The following is a 21,089-nucleotide window of genomic DNA, read 5'->3' as shown; positions in this document are numbered from 1 at the left end:
GGAAGGATGATCCAGTCTAAGAGGACTGCCGACGGCTGCTGACGCAGCGTTGGGCGAGGCGCTCCGACGGACGAGGTCATGTCTTCCCGCACCCTGCGAACGCCGTTGCTGGCCTGGCTCGCGGTCCTGGCCCTGGTCGCCGTCGTGGCGGCGGGCTTTGCGCTGGTGGGGCTCTCCCGGATCCGGGCCGAGGCCGCCCGGCCCATCGCCGCCGACGTCCGGATGATCCGGGCCCTGCACGACTTGGGCGACGCCATGTCGCGGGTGCGGATCAACGCCGTCAAGGCGGCCTTCTCGATCGACCGCAACCAGCGCGACGAGGTCGATTGGCAGGCAGTGCGGTCCCGGGCGCGCGTCGACGCCGCCTTCGCGTCGATCAAGGCGATCCTCGTGGAGGGTCATACGTCCGCAGCGTTCCTGCCCACCCTGGAAGGGCGGTGGCAGGACTACCTGAAGGCTCAGGAGGCGCTGGGTCCGGCCTCCCTCCTCGGGCTGCGGACGGAGGCCGCGCCGCTGAACGAGGCGATCGGGCGGCTGAACGAGCTGGTGAACGTCGCCACCTCGAACCCTTACGGCGAGCTGGTCGGCACCTTGAGCGCCGTGATGCGGGGAGTCGAGTCCGGCACGACGGACAGGCTCGCGGCAGCCGATGCGCGGCTCGGGCTCGTCATTCTCGTCCTGGCCGCGACGGCCGCGGCGATCCCGGTACTCAGCCTCGGTCTCGGCCTCTTCTTCGTCGGCCGGGTGACGGGCCCGCTGGCCAAGGTCGCGGCGAGCCTGGAGCGGATGGCCGTGGGTGATGCCACCGAGCCGGACGGCCTGTCCGACGACCGCCGCGAGTTCGGCCGCATCGCCGCCCATCTCGAGCGGCTGCGCACCAACATGCAGCACGGGCAGAAGAGCGAGGCCGAGCGCCGCACACTCTCCCAGACCAGCGACTGGCTCCAGTCGGCGAAGTCGGAGGAGGAACTCTGCCGCATGGTCTCGACGGTTCTGTCCCGCCTGATCCCGGATTGCCGCGGCGCGCTCTACGTCTATTCCGGCTCGCGCGACACCCTCGACCTGGCCGGGTCCTGGAACGATGCCGAGGGCCCCGAGACCATTCACCCCGACGATTGCTGGGGCCTGCGGCGCGGGCGGCTCTACGTCCACGGCGCCAACCCCGTCGAGTTCCGTTGCAGCCACGTGCCCGATCCGGCCGCGCGGCATTACTGCTGCCTGCCGATCCTCGCCCACGGCGAGACGATCGGGCTCCTGCACCTCGCCCACGCTTCGGCGGATCGGTGCGACGCCGCCGCCTTCGCCGAGAGCCGGCGGCTCGGGATCCTCGCGGCCGAGCACATCGCGCTCGCCATCGCCAACATGACGCTGCGCGAGCAGCTCCGCGACCAGTCGATCCGCGACGTACTCACCGGCCTCTACAACCGGCGCTACCTGCTGGAGCGCGGGCGCAGCGAGGTCCAGCGGGCGCAGCGCCTGGGCGCGACCGTGAGCCTGCTCTCGGTCGACGTCGACCACTTCAAGGCGTTCAACGACAATTTCGGCCACGATGCCGGCGACACCGTCCTGCGGGCGGTGAGCGAGGTCCTGCAACGGGGTTCTGCGCCCACCGGCGTCGCCTGCCGCTTCGGCGGCGAGGAATTCCTGATCCTGATGCCCGGCACCGCCGCGCCCGACGCGGTCGCGGTGGCCGAGATGATCCGGCGCGACGTCGAGGCCATGACGATCCGCTACGCCGAGAGCGACCTGCCGCGCATCTCGGTCTCGATCGGGGTCGCCGCCTATCCGGGCTCGGGCCGGACCCTGCAGGAGGTGATGCGGGTCGCCGACGCGACTCTCTACGAGGCCAAGCGGGCCGGTCGCAACCGGGTCGTGCTGTCGGCCGACACTCTGCCGGCGCGCGAGGACGCGAGCGCCGGATAGTGCGGGCGCGCCTCAGCGCGCCCGCGCGATGCAGAAATCCACCGCTTCCAGCAGCGCCTGCTTCATCGGCGAGGCCGGGAAGAGCGCCAGCGCGTCCTTGGCCATGGCGCCGTAGTGGCGGGCGCGCTCGATCGTGTCCTCGAGGGCGCGGTGGCGGCGCATGATCGCGATCGCGGCGTCGAGGTCGCGGGGCTCCTCGATCTCCTGGCGCTCCAGGGTGCGGCGCCAGAACGCCCGCTCCTCGTCGCTGCCGCGGCGGAACGACAGGACCACCGGCAGGGTGATCTTGCCCTCGCGAAAGTCGTCGCCGACGTTCTTGCCGAGATCGGCGCTGGTGCCGCCGTAATCGAGGGCGTCGTCGACGAGCTGGAAGGCGATGCCGAGATTCATGCCGTAGCTGCGGCAGGCGGCGATCTCGGCCTTCGGCCGCTCGGCGATGACCGGGCCGACCTCGCAGGCGGCGGCGAACAATTCGGCGGTCTTCGCCCGGATCACCGCCAGGTACTCGTCCTCGGTGGTCTCGGTGCTGCGGGCGGCGGTGAGCTGCATCACCTCGCCCTCGGCGATCACCGAGGCGGCCGACGAGAGAATGTCGAGGGCGCGCAGCGAGCCGACCTCGACCATCATCTTGAAGGCCTGGCCGAGCAGGAAGTCGCCGACGAGGACGCTGGCCTCGTTGCCCCACTTGATCCGCGCCGCCACCTTGCCGCGGCGCATGTCGCTCTCGTCGACGACGTCGTCGTGCAGGAGCGTCGCGGTGTGCATGAACTCGACGCTGGCAGCGAGCTTCACGTCGCCGTCGGCTTCTCTGCCCTTTGCGAGGTCGTAGCCTGCCAGGGACGCGGTCGCGAGGGTCAGGATCGGGCGCAGGCGCTTGCCGCCCGAGGAGATGAGGTGGTTGGCAACCTCCGGGATCATCGTCACGTCGGAGCCGGTGCGCGACAGGATCATCGCGTTGACGCGCTCCATCCCGCCCGCCACGAGCCCCACCAGGGCGTCGAGGCTGGCCTCCGGGTCGGAGGGTCTGTCCTGAAGGGGAAGTACGACGCCCACGCCCGCGCGATCTCCTCAGAGCCGCCCCGAACCGCGGGGCTCCTCGATCTACTCCCGCCCCCTTTGGCACGCGAGCGCCCCCGGCGGCAACACGCAAGCTGCCGCAAGGCCCTGAAGCGGGTGACGCGGCCTGGGGATGCGGCGCAAGCGGCGCGCTTGTGTGGTATGGCCGCCGCGATCCGAGCAGGAACCCGCGTGCCGCACCATGATCGAGCTGATCCGCACCAACGATCTCGTCCTGATCGGCTTCGCTGAATCCCTTCTCGCCGGCGCCGAGATCCCGGTGCTGGTGGCCGACAACCACATCAGCGTGATGGAGGGGATGATCGGCGCCTTCCCGCGCCGGCTGCTGGTGCCGGAGGACCATGCCCGCCAAGCCCGGCGCATCCTCACCGATGCGGGCCTCGCGCACGAGCTCCGTCAATCATGAGCGGCGCGACGAACGTCCTGCCGATCGCCGAATCCTGGCTCGGAGGACGGCTCACCGTGCGCCAGCCGCCGCGGGGTGCCCACCGGGCCGGGACCGACGCGGTGCTGCTCGCCTCCGCTGCCGGTGCGCAGGCCGGCGAGACGGTGTGCGATCTCGGCGCCGGCGCCGGCGCGGTCGGACTCGCGGTCGCCCGCTCCTGCCCGGAGGCGCGGGTGATGCTGGTCGAGCGCGATCCGGAAGCCGCGAACCTCGCCCGCATCAACGCGGAGGAGAACGGGCTGGCCGCCCGCGTCCGGGTGATCGAGGCCGACGTGACGGCGCCGGGCCGCGAGCGCCGAGCCGCGGGGCTCCTGCCCGACTCCGTCGACCTGCTCCTGACCAACCCGCCCTTCTTCGAGGCCGGCCGGCACCGCGCCTCTCCGGTGGCGGTCCGAGCGGCGGCGCATGGATTCTCCGAGCCCGGCGGTCTGGAGGCCTGGCTGCGCACCTCGGCCGACCTGCTGCGCCCCGGCGGCCGGCTGGTGCTGATCCACCGGGCCGATGCGCTGCCCGCCTGCCTCGACGCGCTGGCGGGCCGGTTCGGCGCGCTCCGGGTCACGCCGGTCCAGCCGCGGGCGGATTCGCCTGCGATCCGGGTGCTGGTGGCGGGCGTGCGCGGCAGCCGGGCGCCGTTCACCCTGGCGCCGGCCCTGGTGCTGCACGGGCCGGACGGGCGGTTCACGGACCGGGTGGAGGCGATGCACCGGGGCGGAGCGCCATGAGATTCCTGCGGACGCATCCGATTTTCGGTCGCTCATGACTGCCATACCCGCCGCGTCATTCCGGGGCTCTGCTACGCTGCCCCGGAATGACCCCGTGAGTGACAGATTTGCTGAGCAGAGTGACGGGCGATGGTCTGGATTTCGCCACCGGTAGTCCTCCACTGAGCCGGCATCACCGCAGCGACACTGCCCCGCCCGGGTGCCGCCAGATCTTCCCGTCGAGTTCGAGTTCCATCAACAACCCCTGGACCACCCGCGCCGATACCCCGGCCTGTCGCGCCAGGGCATCGACCGGCACTGGCGACGGCCCGAGGAGTTCGAGCAGGATGGTCCGGTCGTCGCGCTGCGCCGGAAGCGGGGACACCTCGTCGAGGGAGCGCTGCGCCGGCTCGGCCGCCATGGCGGTGACCGGCTCGGCCGAGAAGTCGATCTCGTCCCAGTAGAGCGCGGGCTCCGGTCGGTCCGCTGCGTCCTCGGCCCCGGTGTCCGGCGTCGGCCCGCCGATCAGCGGGCTCAGCACCGCCATCACGTGCTCGGGGGCGGCGCAGAGCGTGGCGCCGTCGCGGATCAGGTCGTTGGTGCCCTCGGCCCTGGGGTCGAGGGGCGAGCCCGGCACGGCGAAGACCTCGCGGCCCTGCTCCAGGGCGAAGCGGGCGGTGATGAGCGAGCCGGAGCGGCGCGCCGCCTCGACCACGATCGTGCCGAGGGAGAGCCCCGAGATGATGCGGTTGCGGCGCGGGAAGTCGCGGCCGCGGGGCTCCCAGCCCATCGGCATCTCGGCGATGACCGCGCCGCCGGATTCGAGGATGCGCGCGACCAGCTCCTCGTGCTCGGACGGGTAGATCCGGTCGTGCCCGCCGGCCAGGACCGCGACGGTGCCGCTCTGGAGCGCCGCCTTGTGGGCGCGGGCATCGACGCCGCGGGCCAGCCCGGAGACGATCACCAGCCCCTCGGCGCCCAGCGCGTGCGACAGGCGCTCGGTGAAGGTGAGGCCGGCGGCCGAGGCGTTGCGCGATCCCACGACGGCGACGGCGGGCCGCTTCAGGCAGGCGGCATCGCCGCGCAGGCAGATCAGCGGCGGCGCATCGGCGGTGGCCTGGAGCGGCAGGGGGTAGTCGGGCTCGCCCATCGCCACGAACCGGGCGCCGAGGCGGGCGGCCGCCGCGATCTCGCGCTCGGCCTCCGCCTTCGTGGTGATCCGGATCGGCTTGGCCCGGGCCTTGGCGAGGCCCGGCAGGGCTTTCAGCGCCGCGCCGGCGCCGCCGAAGCGGTTGACCAATCCCCGGAAGGTGCGCGGGCCGATGCCCTCCGAGCGGATCAGCCGGAGCCAGTCGAGGCGCTGCGCGTCGCTGAGGTGCAAGGCCCTCTCCCGTTCAAGGTCTGCCGAACCTTGGGTGAGGGCCGATGTCAGACCTTCAGCCCTTCTGTCCGATGCGCCCCTCGGTCCCCGCCGCGAGGCGGCGGATATTGGGCGCGTGCTTCCACCATAGCAGCAGGGCGAGCACGCAGAACAGCACCGCGAGGCGCCCCTGCCCGAAGGCCCACAGGGCGGCGGGAGTGGCGGCGGAGGCGGCGAGCGCCGAGGCCGAGGAGTAGCGGAGCAGGGCAGCGAGGCCGAGCCAGACCACGGCGAAGATCAGGACTCCGAGGGGAAACAGGCCGAGCAGCACGCCGATGAAGGTGGCGACCCCCTTGCCGCCCTTGAAGCCGAGCCAGACCGGGAAGAGGTGGCCGAGGAAGGCGCCGAGGCCGGCGGCGAGCGCCGCTTCCTGCCCACCGAGCCGGGTGGCGAGCAGCACCGCGGCGGTGCCCTTCAGGGCATCGCCGAGCAGCGTCGCGGCGGCGAGCCCCTTGCGACCGGTGCGTAGCACGTTGGTGGCGCCGATATTCCCCGAGCCGATCGCCCGCACGTCGCCGAGGCCGGCGAAGCGCGTGAGGATCAGCCCGAACGGAATCGCGCCGAAGAGGTAGCCGACGACGAGCCAGAGGGCGACCTGCGTCCAGTCCGGCGCCATCAGCGCGTCTCCTCGCTACGGTGGACGATGCGGCCGGCGACCATGGTGAGAGAGGCCTGCCCCTGCAGCCGCGCCTCGTCGAAGGGCGAGTTCTTCGAGCGCGACTTCAGCTGGCGCTTGTCGAGGACGTACGGGGCGTCCGCGTCGATCAGCACGAGGTCGGCGGGGGCGCCGGGCTTCAAGCTCCCGGTCTCGCGGCCGAGCACCCGCGACGGCGCGGCCGAGAGGGCGGCGAGCAGCCGCGGCAGCGCGATGTCGCCGGCATGGACCAGGCGGAGCGCGGCGGCGAGCAGCGTCTCGATCCCGAGCGCCCCGTCGGCGGCCTCGGCGAAGGGCAGGCGCTTGGTCTCGACGTCCTGCGGGTTGTGATCGGAGACGATGACGTCGATCACGCCCTCGTTGAGTGCCGCCACCACCGCCTGGCGATCGGCCTCGGTGCGGAGCGGCGGCGAGAGCTTGCAGAACGTGCGGTAGTGGCCGATGTCGTTCTCGTTCAGCACCAGGTTGTTGACTGACACGCCGCAGGTGACCGGCAGGCCCGCCTCCTTGGCCCGCCGCACGATCTCGACCGAATCGGCACACGAGATCATCGCAGCGTGGTAGCGCCCGCCGGTCAGGCGCACGAGGCGGATGTCGCGCTCGAGCAGGATCGTCTCGGCCTCCCGCGGGATGCCGTGCAGGCCGAGCCGCGAGGCCATCTCGCCCTCGTTCATCACCCCGTCGCCGACCAGCGTCGGCTCCTCGACGTGCTGCATCAGCAGCACGCCGAAATCGCGAGCGTAGGTGAGCGCTCGGCGCATCACCTGGGCGTTGGTGACCGCCTTGAGCCCGTCGGTGAAGGCGACGGCACCGGCCTCGGTGAGCAGGCCGAACTCGGTCATCACTTGGCCGGCGAGGCCCTTGGTGATCGCGGCCGCCGGCAGGACATGGGTGCTGGCGGTGTCCCTCGCCCGGCGCAGCACGAAGTCGACGATCGCCGGGTCGTCGATCGGCGGGTTGGTATCGGGCATGCACACCAGCGTGGTCACGCCGCCGGCGGCGGCCGCGGCGCTGGCGCTCGCCAGGGTCTCGCGGTGCTCGGCCCCGGGCTCGCCCACGAAGGCGCGCAGGTCGACGAGACCGGCGGTGAGCACCTGTCCGCCGCACTCGATCACCTCGGCGCCCTCGGGCACGGAAGCGGGGGTGCCCCAGTGGACGTCGGCGATCGACCGGTCGCGGACGAGAACCGCGCCCGGGCCCTCGCGGCCGGTGGCGGGGTCGATCAGGTGGGCGTTGGTGAGGAGGAGGCAGGAGGAGGGCATCGGCCTACGGAACGAAGAAGACGGGATGGGAGCCGCGGGCGGGTTTCACCCGGCGATCTCGTCGAGCACCAGGGCGCGGACGAGGCCGCTGCGGGTCAGGCCTCGCCGCTCGGCAACCCGGTCGACCGCCTGGAGTTGGGCGTCGTCGAGGCCGAGTTCGTCGGCGGGCGGCCGCACCGCGACCGCGACGTGGCCCGCCGCAAGGGCGCCGGCGACGTCAGGATCAGACCGCAGGACTTCGATGGAGCGGGGCGCCGGAAGGGCGGCACCGTCCTCCCGCGCCAGGGTCGCCCACTGGCCTAATGCCTCGGCGGCCTGGGCCAGGGTGTCGTCGGCCGATTCGCCGGCGGCGATGCAGCCCGGCAGGTCGGGGAACCAGAGCCCCCACAGGGTGCCGGGCTCCTTCTCCAGTATGCCGAAATACGCCGTCACGGCTCCTCGCTCCCGTCCAGCCATCCGGCGTTGCGCGCGATCGACCGGGCTGTCCCGGGCGGAAGGCTGCCGCGGCCCCGGGGCACCGCGACGTGCGGGCGTCCCGGCATCATGTAAATGTCGTACGGGCCCTTGGAGGGCCGGATCCTCCACCCCTCGCGTTCGAGGCGCCGTTGGATCGCCTGGATGTCAAGGTCGAAGGCCCGCGGCGGCATGTCAAGCGGTGGGGCGCCGTCACGCGTTCGGCAGGTGCGTGGCCAGCGCCTCCAGCACCGCCATCCGCACCGCGACCCCCATCTCGACCTGCTCCCGGATCAGCGACTGCGCGCCGTCGGCGACCTCCGACGAGATTTCGACGCCGCGGTTCATCGGGCCCGGATGCATCACCAGCGCGTCGGGCTTCGCATGGCGAAGCTTGTCGCCGTCGAGGCCGAAATAGCGGAAATACTCCTTCACGGACGGAACGAACGAGCCGTTCATCCGCTCGCGCTGCAGGCGCAGCATCATCACGATGTCGACATCCTTCAGCCCCTTGCGCATGTCGGTGAAGACCTCGACGCCGAAGCGGGCGAGGCCCGGCGGCAGCAGGGTCGAGGGGCCGATCACCCGCACCCGGGCGCCGAGCGCCTGGAGCAGGATGATGTTCGAGCGCGCCACCCGCGAGTGCAGGACGTCGCCGCAGATCGCGACCGTCAGCCCCTCGACCCGGCCCTTGTTGCGCCGGATGGTCAGCGCGTCGAGCAGCGCCTGGGTCGGGTGCTCGTGGGCGCCGTCGCCGGCATTCACCACCGCGCAATCGACCTTCCGGGCGAGCAGGTGCACGGCGCCTGCCTGGTGGTGGCGCACCACGATGATGTCGGGGCGCATCGCGTTCAGGGTCGCGGCGGTGTCGATCAGGGTCTCGCCCTTCTTCACCGACGAGGAGGCGACCGACATGTTCATCACGTCGGCGCCGAGGCGCTTGCCGGCCAGCTCGAACGAGGACTGGGTCCGCGTCGAGGGCTCGAAGAACAGGTTGATCTGGGTGCGCCCGCGCAGGGTCGTGCGCTTCTTCTCGACCTGGCGGCTGATCTCGACGGCCTCGTCGGCACGGTCGAGGAGCGCCACGATGTCGAGGGGCGACAAGCCCTCGATGCCGAGGAGGTGGCGGTGCGGGAAGCCGGGGGGTGCCTGGGTGCTCATCCTGAGCGAAGGGCTATAGGAGCCGCGGGAGCGGCCCGCAAGGATGCGCTTGAGGAACGCACCCGCATCATCGGCGGTATTTGACAACCGCCGCGTCATCACCCACTTGTCCGCTTCGCCGCGCGAAAACCCGTGCCGGCCGCCCCGCACAAGTTGAAGCCCGATCTGCCGCGGTGTGCTCTTCGAAGAGGCAGCCCGTCCATGAAAGTCGTCGTCGTCGAGTCGCCCGCGAAAGCCAAGACGATCAATAAATACCTCGGCAGCGACTACGAGGTGCTGGCCTCGTTCGGGCATATCCGGGATCTTCCGGCGAAAGACGGCTCGGTCGATCCCGAGCAGGACTTCCATATGCTGTGGGAGCTGGAGGATCGCGGGGCGAAGCGCGTCGCCGAGATCGCGAAAGCGGTCAAGGGCGCCGACACCCTGATCCTGGCGACCGACCCGGATCGCGAGGGCGAGGCGATCTCCTGGCACGTGCTGGAGGCGCTGCAGGCGAAGAAGGTGCTCAAGGACGTCGCGGTCGAGCGCGTCACCTTCAACGCCATCACCAAGGACGCGGTCGAGACCGCGATGGCTCAGCCGCGGGCGATCGACCAAGCTCTCGTCGACGCCTACCTGGCGCGGCGGGCACTGGACTACCTCGTCGGCTTCAACCTCTCGCCGGTCCTGTGGCGCAAGCTGCCGGGCGCCCGCTCGGCGGGTCGCGTGCAGTCGGTGGCGCTTCGCCTCGTCTGCGACCGCGAGCGCGAGATCGAGACCTTCAAGCCGCGGGAATACTGGTCGATCGTCGCGACCCTGAAGACCGAGAGCGGCGCGGTGTTCGAGGCCCGGCTGGTGGGCGCCGACGGCAAGCGGATCCAGCGCCTCGACGTCGGCACCGCGGAGGAGGCGGGGGCCTTCCGGCGCGACCTGGAGCTTGCCACCTTCACGGTCGCCTCGGTCGAGGCCAAGCCCGCCAAGCGCCATCCGCAGCCGCCCTTCACCACCTCGACCCTGCAGCAGGAGGCCTCGCGCAAGCTCGGCCTGGCGCCGGCCCAGACCATGCGGGTGGCCCAGCGGCTCTACGAGGGCGTCGAGATCGGCGGCGAGACCGTCGGCCTCATCACCTACATGCGGACCGACGGCGTCGACATGGCGCCGGAGGCCGTCGCCCAGGCGCGCCAGGTGATCGGCGCCGAGTACGGCGACGCCTACGTGCCCGGCGCTCCGCGCAAGTACAGCGTCAAGGCCAAGAATGCGCAGGAGGCCCACGAGGCGGTGCGTCCTACCGATCTCGCCCGGCTGCCGAAGGAGGTCGCCCGCTTCCTCGAGCCCGAGCAGGCCAAGCTCTACGAGCTGATCTGGACCCGCACGGTGGCGAGCCAGATGGAATCGGCGGAGCTGGAACGCACCACGGTCGAGATCGCCGCCCAGGTCGGCCCGCGCCGCATCGAGCTCCGCGCCACCGGCCAGGTGGTGAAGTTCGACGGCTTCCTCACCCTCTACCAGGAGGGCAAGGACGACGAGGAGGACGAGGAATCCCGCCGCCTGCCGCCGATGAAGGCGGGCGACGGGCTCGCCCGCGAGCGCATCGCCGCGACCCAGCACTTCACCGAGCCGCCGCCGCGCTACTCCGAGGCGAGCCTGGTCAAGCGGATGGAGGAGCTCGGCATCGGCCGGCCCTCGACCTACGCCGCGGTGCTCCAGGTCCTGCGCGACCGCGAATACGTCAAGATCGACAAGAAGCGCCTGGTCCCGGAGGACAAGGGCCGGATCGTCACCGGCTTCCTCGAGAGCTTCTTCCGCCGCTACGTCGAGTACGATTTCACCGCCGACCTCGAGACGCAGCTCGACCGGGTCTCGAACGCCGAGATCGACTGGCGCGCGGTGCTCCGCGATTTCTGGCGCGACTTCTCGGCGGCGATCGCCGGCACCAAGGAGCTGCGCACGGCGGAAGTCCTCGAAGCCCTCAACGGGCTGCTCGCCGAGCACATCTTCCCGGCCAAGGCCGACGGCGCGAACCCGCGCGCCTGCCCGAATTGCGCCAGCGGCCAGCTCTCGCTCAAGCTCGGCAAGTTCGGCGCCTTCGTCGGCTGCTCGAACTACCCGGAATGCAAGTACACCCGCCAGCTCAACGCCACCGGCCTCGACGGTGACGGCGAGGGCTCGGGCGAGGGCGGCCAGCCCGGCGTGCGGGTGCTCGGCGACGATCCGGAGACCGGCCTGCCGGTGACCCTGCGCGACGGCCGCTTCGGCCCCTTCGTCCAGCTCGGCGAGGCCTCGGCCGAGAAGGGCGCGGAGAAGCCCAAGCGCTCGTCCCTGCCCCGCGGCCTCGCTCCGTCAGCCGTCGATCTGGAGAAGGCGCTGAAGCTGCTCTCGCTGCCCCGCGAGGTGGCCCGGCATCCGGAGACCGGCGAGCCGATCCTGGCCAATATCGGCCGCTACGGGCCTTACGTGCAGCACGGCAAGACCTACGCCAATCTCGGCAAGGACGACGACGTGCTGGAGGTGGGCGCCAACCGCGCCATCGACCTGATCGTCCAGAAGGAACAGGGCGGCGGGCGCCCGGCGCAGGATCCCGGCCGCCTGATCGGCACCGCGCCGGACAGCGGCAAGCCGGTCACCGTCAAGGCCGGCCGCTACGGACCCTACGTCACCGACGGCGAGATCAACGCCACCCTGCCGAAGGGAGCCGACGCTGGGGCGGTGACCCTGGACGAGGCGCTGCGGCTGATCGCGGCGCGCCGCGAGGCTGGGGGCGGGACGAAGAAGAAGGCGGGGGCGCGCAAGGCCCCGGCCAAGACGGCTGCCGGCAAGACGGCTGCCGGCAAGACCACTGCTGGCAAGACGAAGGTCGCGGCCAAGGAGACCTCGGGCGACGAGGCCGCCGAGCCGAAGCCGAAGCCTGCGGCGCGCAAGACTCCAGGCAAGAGCGCTGCCGCGACGCCGGCTGCCAAGAAGGCTCCGGCGAAGAAGCCGACCGCGAAGAGCGCGGCCGGCGAGTAAAGCGCGCCCTCCAACTCTCCCCCGCAGAGGGGGGGGAGGATCGGGCGTCGCGCCCTATTCCTCCGAAAAGTCCCCGTCCTCCCGAACCCCGTCCAAGACATCCAGGCAGCCCTGCAGGATGTAGGCGGCAGCGAGCTTGTCGACGAGCTCGCCCCGGCGCGCCCGGGAGGCGTCGGCCTCCAGCAGGGTGCGGGTGACGGCGGCCGTGGACAGGCGCTCGTCCCAGAACAGCACCGGCAGGGGCAGGATCGGCTTGAGGTTGCGCACGAAGGCCCGGGTCGACTGCACCCGCGGGCCCTCGCTGCCGTCCATGTTGAGGGGCAGCCCGACCACCAGCCCGCCGACCCCGTGCTTCGTCGCGATTCCCGCCAAAGCCGCGGCGTCGGGCGTGAACTTGACCCGCTTGATCGTCTCCAGCGGCGAGGCGATCCGGCGCTGCACGTCCGAGAGGGCGAGGCCGATGGTCTTGGTGCCGAGGTCGAGCCCGAGCAGGCGGGCGCCCCCGCGCGACTCGGCCGCGAAGGCCGCGATCGTCTCCCGGTTCACGGCCGGCCTCCCTGCATTAAGTAGGCGGTGCCGATGCCGCCCTGGCACAGCGTCCGGGCGGTCGGCCGCCGATTCCCATTCCGACAAATCCCTCGCCCGGAGATCGTCCGATGCGCATCACCTGGTTCGGCCATTCCGCCTTCCGCCTCGATTTCGGCTTCGCTCACGTGTTGATCGATCCGTTCTTCAGCGGCAACCCGGCCTTCGAGGGTGACCGCAAGGCGGCGACCGCGGGCGCCACTCACATCCTGATCACACACGGCCACGGCGACCATGTCGGCGACACGGTCGAGATCGCCGCCGAGACCGGTGCCAAGGTCGTCACCAACTACGACCTGTGCATGTGGCTGGCCTCGAAGGGCGTGACCCAGTTCGAGCCGATGAACACCGGCGGTACCGTCGATGTCGGCGGCTTCCGGGTCAGCCTGGTGCGGGCCGACCACTCCGCCGGCATGAGCGAGGCCGGGGTCACGGTGCCGCTCGGGCTGCCGAACGGGGTGATCGTGCGGGCCGAGGGCGAGCCGACGGTCTACCACATGGGCGACACCGACATCTTCGGCGACATGGCGCTGATCCAGGAAATCTACCGCCCCGACGTGCTGATGGTGCCGATCGGCGACCGCTTCACCATGGGGGCCGAGACTGCGGCCCTCGCCGTGAAGCGCTTCTTCCAGCCGAAGGCCGTGATCCCGTGCCACTACGGCTCCTTCCCGATCGTCGACCCAAGCGCCGACCGCTTCGTCGCCGCCCTCGACGGCAGCGGCGTGCAGGTGATCGTGCCGCACAAGGGCACCGCCGTCACGGTGCAGTAGGACGACGCAGCGGCCGCCCTCCCCCGGGGTGGCCGTCACGGAACGGTGCGCGCAGTGCCGTTAAGGTTAACGAAAGGTTGACATGGCGAAGCGGGGCCGGTGGGATTAACGAAGCGTTAACCTGCCGTCTTGCCGCAACGAGGTCGCCGTGGCTGCCGTCATCCTTCCCTTCGCGCTCGCCATCGGCCGGCAGGTGCGGGCTCCCGCCCAGGATCCGGCCCCGCGGGTGCAGGGCGCGATGACCCTCGACCTCGACGGGGGTTTGAGCCCGCTGCGGGGCCCCCTGCCCGCCGCGACCGGGAGCTTCGTGCCGGGCGCATCCGCCCCGCCCCGCCGGCGCGTGCCGGCGGACGCCATTCTCGCCATCGGCCGCGGAATCCGCAGGGCCGCGAGCCTCCCGGAGGCGGCCCCCGCTCCGGCGGCGGCGCGCCCGCGGATGCCGCGCAAGCACAAGCTGATGCTGGTGACCGCCGCGGCGGTGCTGTATCTCGGCGGCACGGAAGCGCGCCGGCACTTCAAGCCGCGGGCGGTGCTGATCGAGGTGCCGGACACCCGGGCTCACGCCATCGCGGCGCTGCCGCCGCGGAGGCCGGCGGCCTGACCGCCCCCCGCCCGTTGCGGCAGCGCGAAAGCCGGTGTTATAGCGCCCCGCGGCCGCGAGCCGGCCGCCGGGCTGCCCAAGCCCGTTTCCCGCTTGTCCGAACGGAGTGCCCATGTCGGTCGACGCCAAGACGGTCCGGCGCATCGCGCACCTGGCGCGGATCGCAGTCACCGACGAGGAGGTGGCCCCGCTCCAGGACGAGCTCAACGCCATCCTGTCCTTCGTCGAGCAGCTCGACGCGGTCGACGTTACCGGCGTCGAGCCGATGACCTCGGTGACCCCGATGGCGATGAAGAGCCGCGAGGACGTGATCACCGATGGCGGGCACGCCCGCGAGATCGTGTTCAACGCGCCGCTGACCGAGGACAACTATTTCCTGGTGCCGAAGGTCGTCGAGTAACATCGACTTCAAGACCTAAAGACAGCGCACCCATGGCGGCCGACGGGCCGCGACAGGACGAACGATCGTGAGCACCAAGCCGGCAGAGCTGACCGACCTCACCCTGGCGCAGGCCCGCGACGGCCTGCGGGCGAAGGAGTTCTCCGCCCGGGAGCTGGCTGAGGCCCATATCGCGGCGATCGAGAAGGCGCGCGTGCTGAACGCCTACCTGCTTGAGACGCCCGACCGGGCGCTGGCCATGGCGGAGGTCGCCGACCAGAAGCTCGCCGCCGGTGAGGCCCGGCCCCTCGAGGGCCTGCCGCTCGGCATCAAGGACCTGTTCTGCACTCACGGGGTCGCCACCACGGCGGGCTCGAAGATCCTCGAAGGGTTCCAGCCGCATTACGAATCGACCGTCAGCCACAACCTGTGGCGCGACGGCGCTGTGATGCTCGGCAAGCTCAACCTCGATGAGTTCGCCATGGGCTCGTCGAACGAGACCAGCGCCTATGGCCCCGTGATCTCGCCCTGGCGGCGCAAGGGTGCCGACGGAACGAATTCCGATACCAAGCTGGTGCCCGGCGGCTCGTCCGGCGGCTCGGCCGCCGCTGTCGCGGCCCGTCTGTGCCTGGGCGCCACCGCCACCGACACCGGCGGGTCGATCCGCCAGCCGGCGGCCTTCACCGGCACGGTCGGCATCAAGCCGACCTACGGCCGCTGCTCGCGCTGGGGCACCGTCGCGTTCGCGTCCTCCCTCGACCAGGCCGGGCCGATCGCCCGCACGGTGCGCGACACCGCGATTCTGCTGACCTCGATGTCGGGTCACGACGACAAGGACACCACCTCCGTCGACATCCCGGTGCCCGATTTCGAGGCGGCGGTGAACCGCGGCGTGAAGGGCCTGACCATCGGCATCCCGAAGGAGTACCGGGTCGACGGCATGCCGGCCGAGATCGAGCGGCTTTGGCAGCAGGGCGCCGAGTGGCTCCGCGCCGCCGGCGCCAAGGTGGTCGAGGTGTCGCTGCCGCACACCAAGTATGCCCTGCCGGCCTACTACATCGTGGCGCCGGCCGAGGCGTCATCGAACCTCGCCCGCTACGACGGCGTGCGCTACGGCCTGCGCGTGCCGGCGAAGGACATCGTCGGCATGTACGAGGGGACCCGCGCCGCCGGCTTCGGCCGCGAGGTCAAGCGCCGGGTCATGATCGGCACCTACGTGCTCTCGGCCGGCTATTACGACGCCTATTACGTCCGCGCCCAGAAGATCCGCACGCTGATCAAGCGCGACTTCGAGCAGGTCTACGCCTCGGGCGTCGACGCGATCCTGACTCCCACCACCCCGTCGGCCGCCTTCGGCTTCGGCGAGAAGGCGAAGGCCGATCCGGTGGAGATGTACCTCCTCGACGTGTTCACTGTGACGGTGAACATGGCGGGCCTGCCCGGGCTCGCGGTGCCGGCGGGGCTCGACGCGCAAGGGCTGCCGCTCGGCCTCCAGCTCATCGGCCGTCCCTTCGACGAGGAGACGCTGTTCGCGGCCGGCCAGGTCATCGAGGAGGCGGCGGGCCGCATCGCCCTGCCGCAGGCGTGGTGGGCGTGAACCACCCGACCGTCCCCTACTATCCGCCCGAAGTCTGGATCTGGGCGGCGTTCGACCCCGTCCTGATCGGGCTCGCGCTGTATCTCGGCTGGAAGGCGGACCAGTTCGGCAAGGTGGTGCTGGTCGCGATGATCGCGCTGGTCGTCTCGGTGCTGGTCTCCTGGGTGCTGACCGGCATCGGCGTGCCCTGGCCGGCGCCGATCGGGCGCGAGCTCCCGACCTTCTTCCCCGTGCGCACGGGCGCGGCGCTGATCTACGCGGTCATCGGCTACGCCGCCCGGCGGACCTTCGCGCCGCGCGCTTGACGCCTGCGCGCCGCCCTTCCTACTAGGCGCAACCGAACCCCTCTCCTGCGGGACAGGGGAAGAGTCGTGCGAGAGACAGAAGACCCTCATGAACGCTCCCGTGAACCCCAAGAAGCTGATCAAGGGCGCGCTGGGCGACTGGGAGGTGGTGATCGGCATGGAGATCCATGCCCAGGTCACCAGCCGCTCGAAGCTGTTTTCCGGCGCGCCGACCGCCTTCGGGGCCGAGCCGAACGACAACGTCTCGCTGGTCGACGCCGCGATGCCCGGCATGCTGCCGGTGATCAACCGCGAATGCGTCGCCCAGGCGGTGCGCACGGGCCTCGGCCTCAAGGCGCAGATCAACCACCGCTCGGTGTTCGACCGGAAGAACTACTTCTACCCGGACCTGCCCCAGGGCTACCAGATCAGCCAGTACAAGAGCCCGATCGTCGGCGAGGGCGAGGTGCTGGTCGACCTGCCCGACGGCGAGAGCATCCGGGTCGGGATCGAGCGCCTGCACCTCGAGCAGGATGCCGGCAAGTCGCTGCACGACCAGCACCCGTCGATGAGCTTCGTCGACCTCAACCGGTCGGGCGTGGCGCTGATGGAGATCGTCTCGAAGCCGGACCTGCGCTCGTCGGAGGAGGCCAAGGCCTATGTGACGAAGCTGCGCACCATCCTGCGCTACCTTGGCACCTGCGACGGCGACATGGAGAAGGGCAACCTCCGCGCCGACGTCAACGTCTCGGTGCGCAAGGTCGGCGACCCCTTCGGCACCCGCTGCGAGATCAAGAACGTCAACTCGATCCGGTTCATCGGCCAAGCGATCGAGGTCGAGGCGCGGCGCCAGATCGCCATCATCGAGGATGGCGGCACGATCGACCAGGAGACCCGCCTGTTCGATCCCAACAAGGGCGAGACCCGCTCGATGCGCTCGAAGGAAGAGGCGCACGATTACCGCTACTTCCCCGATCCGGACCTGCTGCCGCTCGAGTTCGATCAGGCCTTCGTCGATGGGCTGGCCGCCGGCCTGCCGGAGCTGCCCGACGCCAAGAAGGCTCGCTTCATCGAATCCTACGGCCTGTCGCCCTACGACGCGACGGTGCTGGTGGCCGAGCGCGCCTCCGCCGACTACTACGAGGCGGTGGCCAAGGGCCGCGACGGCAAGATCGCGGCGAACTGGGTCATCAACGAGCTGTTCGGCCGCCTGAACAAGGAAGGCAAGGCGATCGAGGACAGCCCGGTCTCCGCGGCGCAGCTCGGCGCGATCGTCGATCTCATCGGCGACGGCACCATCTCGGGCAAGATCGCCAAGGACGTGTTCGAGATCGTCTGGAGCGAGGGCGGCGACCCGCGCGGCATCGTCGAGAGCCGCGGCCTGCGCCAGGTGACCGATACCGGCGCGATCGAGGCGGCGATCGACCAGATCATCGCCGCCAATCCGGACAAGGTCGAGCAGGCCAAGGCCAAGCCGACCCTGCTCGGCTGGTTCGTCGGCCAGACCATGAAGGCCACCGGCGGCAAGGCCAACCCGGCGGCGGTGAACGCCCTGCTGAAGGCGAAGCTCGGGATCGAGTAGCGATCTCCGCGGCTCCAGCGGGAACCCTCCTCCTGCGACGCGTCACGGCCGCCCGGTCAGCCACGTCTTCGCGCGGACCAGATCCGCTTGCGACAAGCCGTGGCCGGCGGGCAGCACCTCGTGGGTGACGGCGGCCCCCGCCTCCTTCAACATCGCGGCGAGCCGCGCGGCGTTGTCGGCGGGCACGATCGGGTCCATCCGGCCCGACAGGATCAGCACTGGCTCGCCCGCGAGACGCTCGGCCGGCGGGGTGGACAGCGGCACCATCGCCCGCAGCAGAACGGCGCCGGCGAGCACGCCCGGATGCAGCAGCATCAGGGCGGCGGCGATGTTGGCGCCGTTCGAGAAGCCGACGGCGAGCGGTGCGGCAAGGCCGTACTCCGCCCGCGCCGCCGCGACGAAGCCGGCGAGGTCGCCGGCCCGGCGCACCACGTCGGCCTCGTCGAACACCCCCTCGGCGAGGCGGCGGAAGAAGCGCGGCGCGCCGCCCTCCAGCACTTGGCCCCGGGGCGAGAGCAGGGCCGCCCCGGGCGACAGCGCCCGGCCGAGGGGCAGGAGGTCGTTCTCGTCGCCCCCGGTGCCGTGCAGGAGCAGGAGCGGCATCGCCCCCGAATCGGCGGCGGGCTCGAAGCGGTGCTGGAACGACAGGGCGGCCATCGGCGTCCTCCGGAGTAGTGCTCAGGTGTTGAACAGTTTCGCGACCCGCTGCGTCTCGCAGGCGAGCAGGAAGGCGTCGCCGGCCACCGCCACGAAGCCGAACCCGGCCTCGAAATCGGCCCTGGCGCCGCTCTCGTTGAAGTTGAGCAGACCGGCGGCCTTCCCGGCAGCGCGGATCCGCGGCAGGGCCCCGGCGATCGCCTCGCGGACCGGGGCCGCGCCGGGCTGGCCGAGATGGCCCATGCTGGCGGCGAGGTCGTTCGGGCCGATGAACACGCCGTCGACGCCCTCGACCGCGGCGATCTCGCCGGCGGCCTCCAGCGCCTCCTTGGTCTCGACCTGCACCACGACGCAGACCTCGTCGGCCGAGCGGGCGTGGTAATCCGGCCGCAGGCCGTAGCCCGTGGCCCGGGAGGTGCCGGCGAATCCCCTTATGCCGTGGGGCGGGTAACGGGTCGCCGCCACCGCCCGACGCGCCTCCTCGGCATTCTGCACGAAGGGGAACATCAGCGAGCGGGCACCCTGGTCGAGCAGGCGCTTGACCATGACCGGCTCGTTCCACGGCACCCGCACCACCGGCTCGGCGGTGCCGCCCTCAGCCGCCCGCAGGTGGTCGACGACCTGGATGAGGTCGTTCGGCGAGTGTTCCATGTCGATGAGCATCCAGGCGAATCCGGCTCCGGCGGCGAGCTCGGTAATGCCGGGCGAGCCGGTGGTCATCCACAGGCCCGCCTGCCGCCGCCCCTCGGCGAGGCCGCGCTTGAACGGGTTGTCGAATGGTCTCATGGCATATTTCCTCCTCTCTCGACCGGTTTCACACTTACAGAGTCATTCGGGGACCGCATAGCGGAGCCCGGATTCCAGCGACGCGGCAGGTTTAGACAGAGGCGGATAGCGCCCGCTTTATTCTTTTCCAACTGCGGTTTCTGAATCCCGGGCTCTCGCCTTCGACGAGTCCCGGATTGACGCCGTGAAGCGGCACCGGATGCGAAAAATTCTCTTGCTTTTCTAGGATCTCAAGCGGCGGGCGTCAGATGCTTGAACATATGTCCTCGCGCCTCGGCATCCATCTCGGCCTTGAAGGTGAAGCGGTCCTTCAGGGCGATGGCTTTGGTGGCGGCGGGTCGCGACGCGATCGCATCGTGGTGGCGCTTCAGGTCCGGAAACGCGTCGAACGCGCCCTCGCCGAGGATGAAGGGCAGCATCCGGGCCCAGCCCCAGACCGCCATGTCGACGATGCCGTAGGCGTCGCCCACCATCCACTCTCGCCCCGCGAGGTGCCGGTCGAGGACGCCGTAGTGGCGCTTCACCTCGAATTGGTAGCGGTCGTTGGCGTAAGCCACCTTCTCGGGGGCGAAATGGCGGAAATGCACCGCCTGTCCCGAGAACGGTCCGATGCCGGTCGCCACGAACATCAGCCAGGACAGCAGCGCGCCGCGCTCGGAGGCCGGGGCTAAGAAGCGGCCGGTCTTCTCGGCGAGGTAGAGCAGGATCGCGTTCGAATCGAACACCACGGTGCCGTCGTCGACGATCACCGGCACCTTGCCGTTCGGGTTGAGCGTGAGGAACTCGGGCGCGAACTGCTCGCCCTTGCGGGTGTCCACCGCCACGGGCTCGTAAGGCAGCCCCGCCTCCTCCAGGAAGAGTGCGACCTTGGTCGGGTTGGGCGAGCCGTTGAAGTAGAAGGTGATCATCCGGGCCTCCGGGGAGCGGCGTGGAGCCTTCGCCACAGGGCCCCAGATACGGGCGCGGATCAATTGGCCGGCCTGAAACCCAGCGTTGCCGTGCGGGGCCTGGACTCCGGGCGCCGATCCGCCATGGTGCGGGATCGGATCCTCGGGAAGACTCCGCCCTGTTCCTCACCCCCGACGAGTGGAGCGCGCTCCGGCTCAGCCTGCTGGTGGCGAGCGTGGCGACGCTGGCGAGCCTGCTGCCGGGGCTCGCCGTGGCGTATCTGCTCGCCCGCCGCGAGTTCCGTGGCCGGGCGCTCCTCGACGGGCTGGTCCACCTGCCGCTGATCCTGCCGCCGGTGGTGACCGGCTACCTGCTGCTCCTCGCCTTCGGGCGCCGGGGATGGTTCGGGGCGGCGCTCGCCGAGATCGGCATCGTGTTCTCGTTCCGCTGGACCGGGGCGGCGCTCGCCTGCGCGGTGATGGGCTTTCCGCTGATGGTGCGGGCGATGCGGCTCTCCCTCGAGGCGGTCGACCGCAAGCTCGAACAGGCCGCCGGCACGCTCGGGGCCCCGCCGGCGGCGGTCTTCCTCGTCGTCACGCTGCCGCTCTCCCTGCCGGGCATCCTCGCCGGCGCGGTCCTGGCCTTCGCCAAGGCGATGGGGGAGTTCGGTGCGACCATCACCTTCGTGTCGAACATCCCGGGCGAGACCCAGACCCTGCCCTCGGCGATCTACACCCTGACCCAGGTGCCGGGTGGCGAGGCCGGCGCCTTGCGCCTCACCCTGGTCTCGGTCGCCCTGTCGATGGCGGCGCTCCTCGCCTCCGAGTGGCTGGCCCGGCGGGCCCGGCGCAGGCTCGGGGCATGATCGGACTTTC

At 71.0% G+C, this 21,089-nt stretch carries 22 protein-coding genes; 11 read left to right on the top strand and 11 right to left on the bottom strand.

Features of this window, described 5'->3' with window-relative positions:
• The first annotated feature begins 78 nt into the window (after window positions 1-78).
• Window positions 79-1,923, top strand: coding sequence for a diguanylate cyclase (locus tag MFF64_RS08310; RefSeq protein WP_238190393.1), 1,845 nt, complete (start codon window positions 79-81; stop codon window positions 1,921-1,923).
• 12 nt (window positions 1,924-1,935) lie between these two features.
• Here the strand turns inward: MFF64_RS08310 and MFF64_RS08305 are convergent, their stop codons facing one another.
• Entirely contained in the window at window positions 1,936-2,976 is a 1,041-nt protein-coding gene (locus tag MFF64_RS08305) for a polyprenyl synthetase family protein (RefSeq protein WP_099903411.1), read from the bottom strand.
• A gap of 205 nt (window positions 2,977-3,181) precedes the next feature.
• Between MFF64_RS08305 and MFF64_RS08300 the strand changes: the two genes are divergently transcribed.
• Both MFF64_RS08300 and MFF64_RS08295 read left to right on the top strand, forming a co-directional pair.
• Window positions 3,182-3,406, top strand: coding sequence for a putative signal transducing protein (locus MFF64_RS08300; protein ID WP_099903409.1), 225 nt, complete (start codon window positions 3,182-3,184; stop codon window positions 3,404-3,406).
• On the top strand, window positions 3,403-4,167 hold the full coding sequence (locus MFF64_RS08295; protein ID WP_099903407.1) for a tRNA1(Val) (adenine(37)-N6)-methyltransferase: 765 nt from the start codon (window positions 3,403-3,405) through the stop codon (window positions 4,165-4,167). Before MFF64_RS08300 ends, MFF64_RS08295 begins: the two co-directional genes overlap by 4 nt.
• A gap of 172 nt (window positions 4,168-4,339) precedes the next feature.
• On the opposite strand, the gene dprA is transcribed toward MFF64_RS08295, so the two are convergent.
• From dprA to MFF64_RS08270, 6 genes are read right to left on the bottom strand one after another with little or no spacing between them, the layout of a single operon-like run.
• Entirely contained in the window at window positions 4,340-5,527 is a 1,188-nt protein-coding gene (gene dprA / locus MFF64_RS08290; protein ID WP_238190391.1) for a DNA-processing protein DprA, read from the bottom strand.
• 55 nt (window positions 5,528-5,582) lie between these two features.
• Window positions 5,583-6,182, bottom strand: coding sequence for a glycerol-3-phosphate 1-O-acyltransferase PlsY (gene plsY, locus MFF64_RS08285; protein WP_238190388.1), 600 nt, complete (start codon window positions 6,180-6,182; stop codon window positions 5,583-5,585).
• Window positions 6,182-7,483 carry a dihydroorotase gene (locus tag MFF64_RS08280; protein ID WP_238190386.1) on the bottom strand — a complete coding sequence of 434 codons (1,302 nt, stop codon included), beginning with the start codon at window positions 7,481-7,483 and terminating at the stop codon, window positions 6,182-6,184. Before MFF64_RS08280 ends, plsY begins: the two co-directional genes overlap by 1 nt.
• A 45-nt stretch (window positions 7,484-7,528) precedes the next feature.
• Window positions 7,529-7,915, bottom strand: coding sequence for a type II toxin-antitoxin system HicB family antitoxin (locus tag MFF64_RS08275; RefSeq protein ID WP_165795625.1), 387 nt, complete (start codon window positions 7,913-7,915; stop codon window positions 7,529-7,531).
• The gene (locus MFF64_RS38145; RefSeq protein WP_099901134.1) at window positions 7,912-8,130 is read right to left on the bottom strand and encodes a type II toxin-antitoxin system HicA family toxin; all 219 of its coding nucleotides are present in this window, start codon (window positions 8,128-8,130) and stop codon (window positions 7,912-7,914) included. The genes MFF64_RS08275 and MFF64_RS38145 overlap by 4 nt, the downstream gene beginning before the upstream one ends.
• A gap of 19 nt (window positions 8,131-8,149) precedes the next feature.
• A complete protein-coding gene (locus MFF64_RS08270) occupies window positions 8,150-9,097 on the bottom strand; it encodes an aspartate carbamoyltransferase catalytic subunit (protein ID WP_238190516.1) in 948 nt (315 codons plus the stop codon).
• Between the two features lie 201 nt (window positions 9,098-9,298).
• Here MFF64_RS08270 and topA point away from each other — a divergent pair, with 201 nt between their 5' ends.
• Window positions 9,299-12,082: a type I DNA topoisomerase gene (gene topA, locus MFF64_RS08265; protein ID WP_099905772.1), complete on the top strand. Its 2,784-nt coding sequence runs from the start codon at window positions 9,299-9,301 to the stop codon at window positions 12,080-12,082.
• Between the two features lie 54 nt (window positions 12,083-12,136).
• On the opposite strand, the gene ruvX is transcribed toward topA, so the two are convergent.
• Window positions 12,137-12,628: a Holliday junction resolvase RuvX gene (gene ruvX / locus MFF64_RS08260; RefSeq protein ID WP_099905770.1), complete on the bottom strand. Its 492-nt coding sequence runs from the start codon at window positions 12,626-12,628 to the stop codon at window positions 12,137-12,139.
• Between the two features lie 110 nt (window positions 12,629-12,738).
• On the opposite strand from ruvX, the gene MFF64_RS08255 reads away from it, so the two are divergent.
• From MFF64_RS08255 to gatB, 6 genes are all read left to right on the top strand, one after another.
• Entirely contained in the window at window positions 12,739-13,440 is a 702-nt protein-coding gene (locus MFF64_RS08255; RefSeq protein WP_099905768.1) for a metal-dependent hydrolase, read from the top strand.
• Between the two features lie 148 nt (window positions 13,441-13,588).
• Window positions 13,589-14,041, top strand: a complete 453-nt coding sequence (locus tag MFF64_RS08250) for a hypothetical protein (protein ID WP_099905766.1) — start codon at window positions 13,589-13,591, stop codon at window positions 14,039-14,041.
• A 112-nt stretch (window positions 14,042-14,153) separates the two neighbouring features.
• Window positions 14,154-14,441, top strand: a complete 288-nt coding sequence (gene gatC, locus MFF64_RS08245; RefSeq protein ID WP_099905764.1) for an Asp-tRNA(Asn)/Glu-tRNA(Gln) amidotransferase subunit GatC — start codon at window positions 14,154-14,156, stop codon at window positions 14,439-14,441.
• 67 nt (window positions 14,442-14,508) lie between these two features.
• Window positions 14,509-16,017 carry an Asp-tRNA(Asn)/Glu-tRNA(Gln) amidotransferase subunit GatA gene (gene gatA / locus MFF64_RS08240; RefSeq protein ID WP_238190383.1) on the top strand — a complete coding sequence of 503 codons (1,509 nt, stop codon included), beginning with the start codon at window positions 14,509-14,511 and terminating at the stop codon, window positions 16,015-16,017.
• Window positions 16,008-16,322 (top strand): hypothetical protein, encoded by a 315-nt coding sequence (locus tag MFF64_RS08235; RefSeq protein WP_425324365.1) that lies wholly within the window; start codon window positions 16,008-16,010, stop codon window positions 16,320-16,322. Before gatA ends, MFF64_RS08235 begins: the two co-directional genes overlap by 10 nt.
• Before the next feature lie 88 nt (window positions 16,323-16,410).
• The gene (gatB, locus tag MFF64_RS08230) at window positions 16,411-17,883 is read left to right on the top strand and encodes an Asp-tRNA(Asn)/Glu-tRNA(Gln) amidotransferase subunit GatB (protein ID WP_099902648.1); all 1,473 of its coding nucleotides are present in this window, start codon (window positions 16,411-16,413) and stop codon (window positions 17,881-17,883) included.
• A gap of 42 nt (window positions 17,884-17,925) precedes the next feature.
• Here the strand turns inward: gatB and MFF64_RS08225 are convergent, their stop codons facing one another.
• From MFF64_RS08225 to MFF64_RS08215, 3 genes are all read right to left on the bottom strand, one after another.
• Window positions 17,926-18,540 (bottom strand): alpha/beta hydrolase, encoded by a 615-nt coding sequence (locus tag MFF64_RS08225; RefSeq protein ID WP_238190380.1) that lies wholly within the window; start codon window positions 18,538-18,540, stop codon window positions 17,926-17,928.
• 21 nt (window positions 18,541-18,561) lie between these two features.
• Window positions 18,562-19,326, bottom strand: a complete 765-nt coding sequence (locus tag MFF64_RS08220) for an HpcH/HpaI aldolase family protein (RefSeq protein ID WP_099905483.1) — start codon at window positions 19,324-19,326, stop codon at window positions 18,562-18,564.
• 230 nt (window positions 19,327-19,556) lie between these two features.
• On the bottom strand, window positions 19,557-20,234 hold the full coding sequence (locus MFF64_RS08215) for a glutathione S-transferase family protein (RefSeq protein ID WP_099905485.1): 678 nt from the start codon (window positions 20,232-20,234) through the stop codon (window positions 19,557-19,559).
• A gap of 158 nt (window positions 20,235-20,392) precedes the next feature.
• On the opposite strand from MFF64_RS08215, the gene modB reads away from it, so the two are divergent.
• A complete protein-coding gene (gene modB, locus MFF64_RS08210) occupies window positions 20,393-21,079 on the top strand; it encodes a molybdate ABC transporter permease subunit (RefSeq protein WP_099905491.1) in 687 nt (228 codons plus the stop codon).
• The last annotated feature ends 10 nt before the right edge of the window (window positions 21,080-21,089 follow it).

The sequence above is a fragment of the Methylobacterium frigidaeris genome (assembly GCF_022179185.1).
GTDB classification, from domain to species: domain Bacteria; phylum Pseudomonadota; class Alphaproteobacteria; order Rhizobiales; family Beijerinckiaceae; genus Methylobacterium; species Methylobacterium frigidaeris.
This window is presented reverse-complemented; position numbering and strand designations above follow the sequence as displayed.

Excerpts from the sequence above, each read along its gene's own strand:
- MFF64_RS08220 (WP_099905483.1), bottom strand. The coding sequence starts at position 19,326 with ATGAGACCATTCGACAACCCGTTCAAGCGCGGCCTCGCCGAGGGGCGG.
- MFF64_RS08225 (WP_238190380.1), bottom strand. The coding sequence starts at position 18,540 with ATGGCCGCCCTGTCGTTCCAGCACCGCTTCGAGCCCGCCGCCGATTCG.
- MFF64_RS38145 (WP_099901134.1), bottom strand. The coding sequence starts at position 8,130 with ATGCCGCCGCGGGCCTTCGACCTTGACATCCAGGCGATCCAACGGCGC.
- topA (WP_099905772.1), top strand. The coding sequence starts at position 9,299 with ATGAAAGTCGTCGTCGTCGAGTCGCCCGCGAAAGCCAAGACGATCAAT.
- MFF64_RS08310 (WP_238190393.1), top strand. The coding sequence starts at position 79 with ATGTCTTCCCGCACCCTGCGAACGCCGTTGCTGGCCTGGCTCGCGGTC.
- MFF64_RS08295 (WP_099903407.1), top strand. The coding sequence starts at position 3,403 with ATGAGCGGCGCGACGAACGTCCTGCCGATCGCCGAATCCTGGCTCGGA.
- plsY (WP_238190388.1), bottom strand. The coding sequence starts at position 6,182 with ATGGCGCCGGACTGGACGCAGGTCGCCCTCTGGCTCGTCGTCGGCTAC.
- gatC (WP_099905764.1), top strand. The coding sequence starts at position 14,154 with ATGTCGGTCGACGCCAAGACGGTCCGGCGCATCGCGCACCTGGCGCGG.
- MFF64_RS08255 (WP_099905768.1), top strand. The coding sequence starts at position 12,739 with ATGCGCATCACCTGGTTCGGCCATTCCGCCTTCCGCCTCGATTTCGGC.
- MFF64_RS08280 (WP_238190386.1), bottom strand. The coding sequence starts at position 7,483 with ATGCCCTCCTCCTGCCTCCTCCTCACCAACGCCCACCTGATCGACCCC.
- MFF64_RS08215 (WP_099905485.1), bottom strand. The coding sequence starts at position 20,234 with ATGATCACCTTCTACTTCAACGGCTCGCCCAACCCGACCAAGGTCGCA.
- MFF64_RS08270 (WP_238190516.1), bottom strand. The coding sequence starts at position 9,097 with ATGAGCACCCAGGCACCCCCCGGCTTCCCGCACCGCCACCTCCTCGGC.
- gatB (WP_099902648.1), top strand. The coding sequence starts at position 16,411 with ATGAACGCTCCCGTGAACCCCAAGAAGCTGATCAAGGGCGCGCTGGGC.
- MFF64_RS08300 (WP_099903409.1), top strand. The coding sequence starts at position 3,182 with ATGATCGAGCTGATCCGCACCAACGATCTCGTCCTGATCGGCTTCGCT.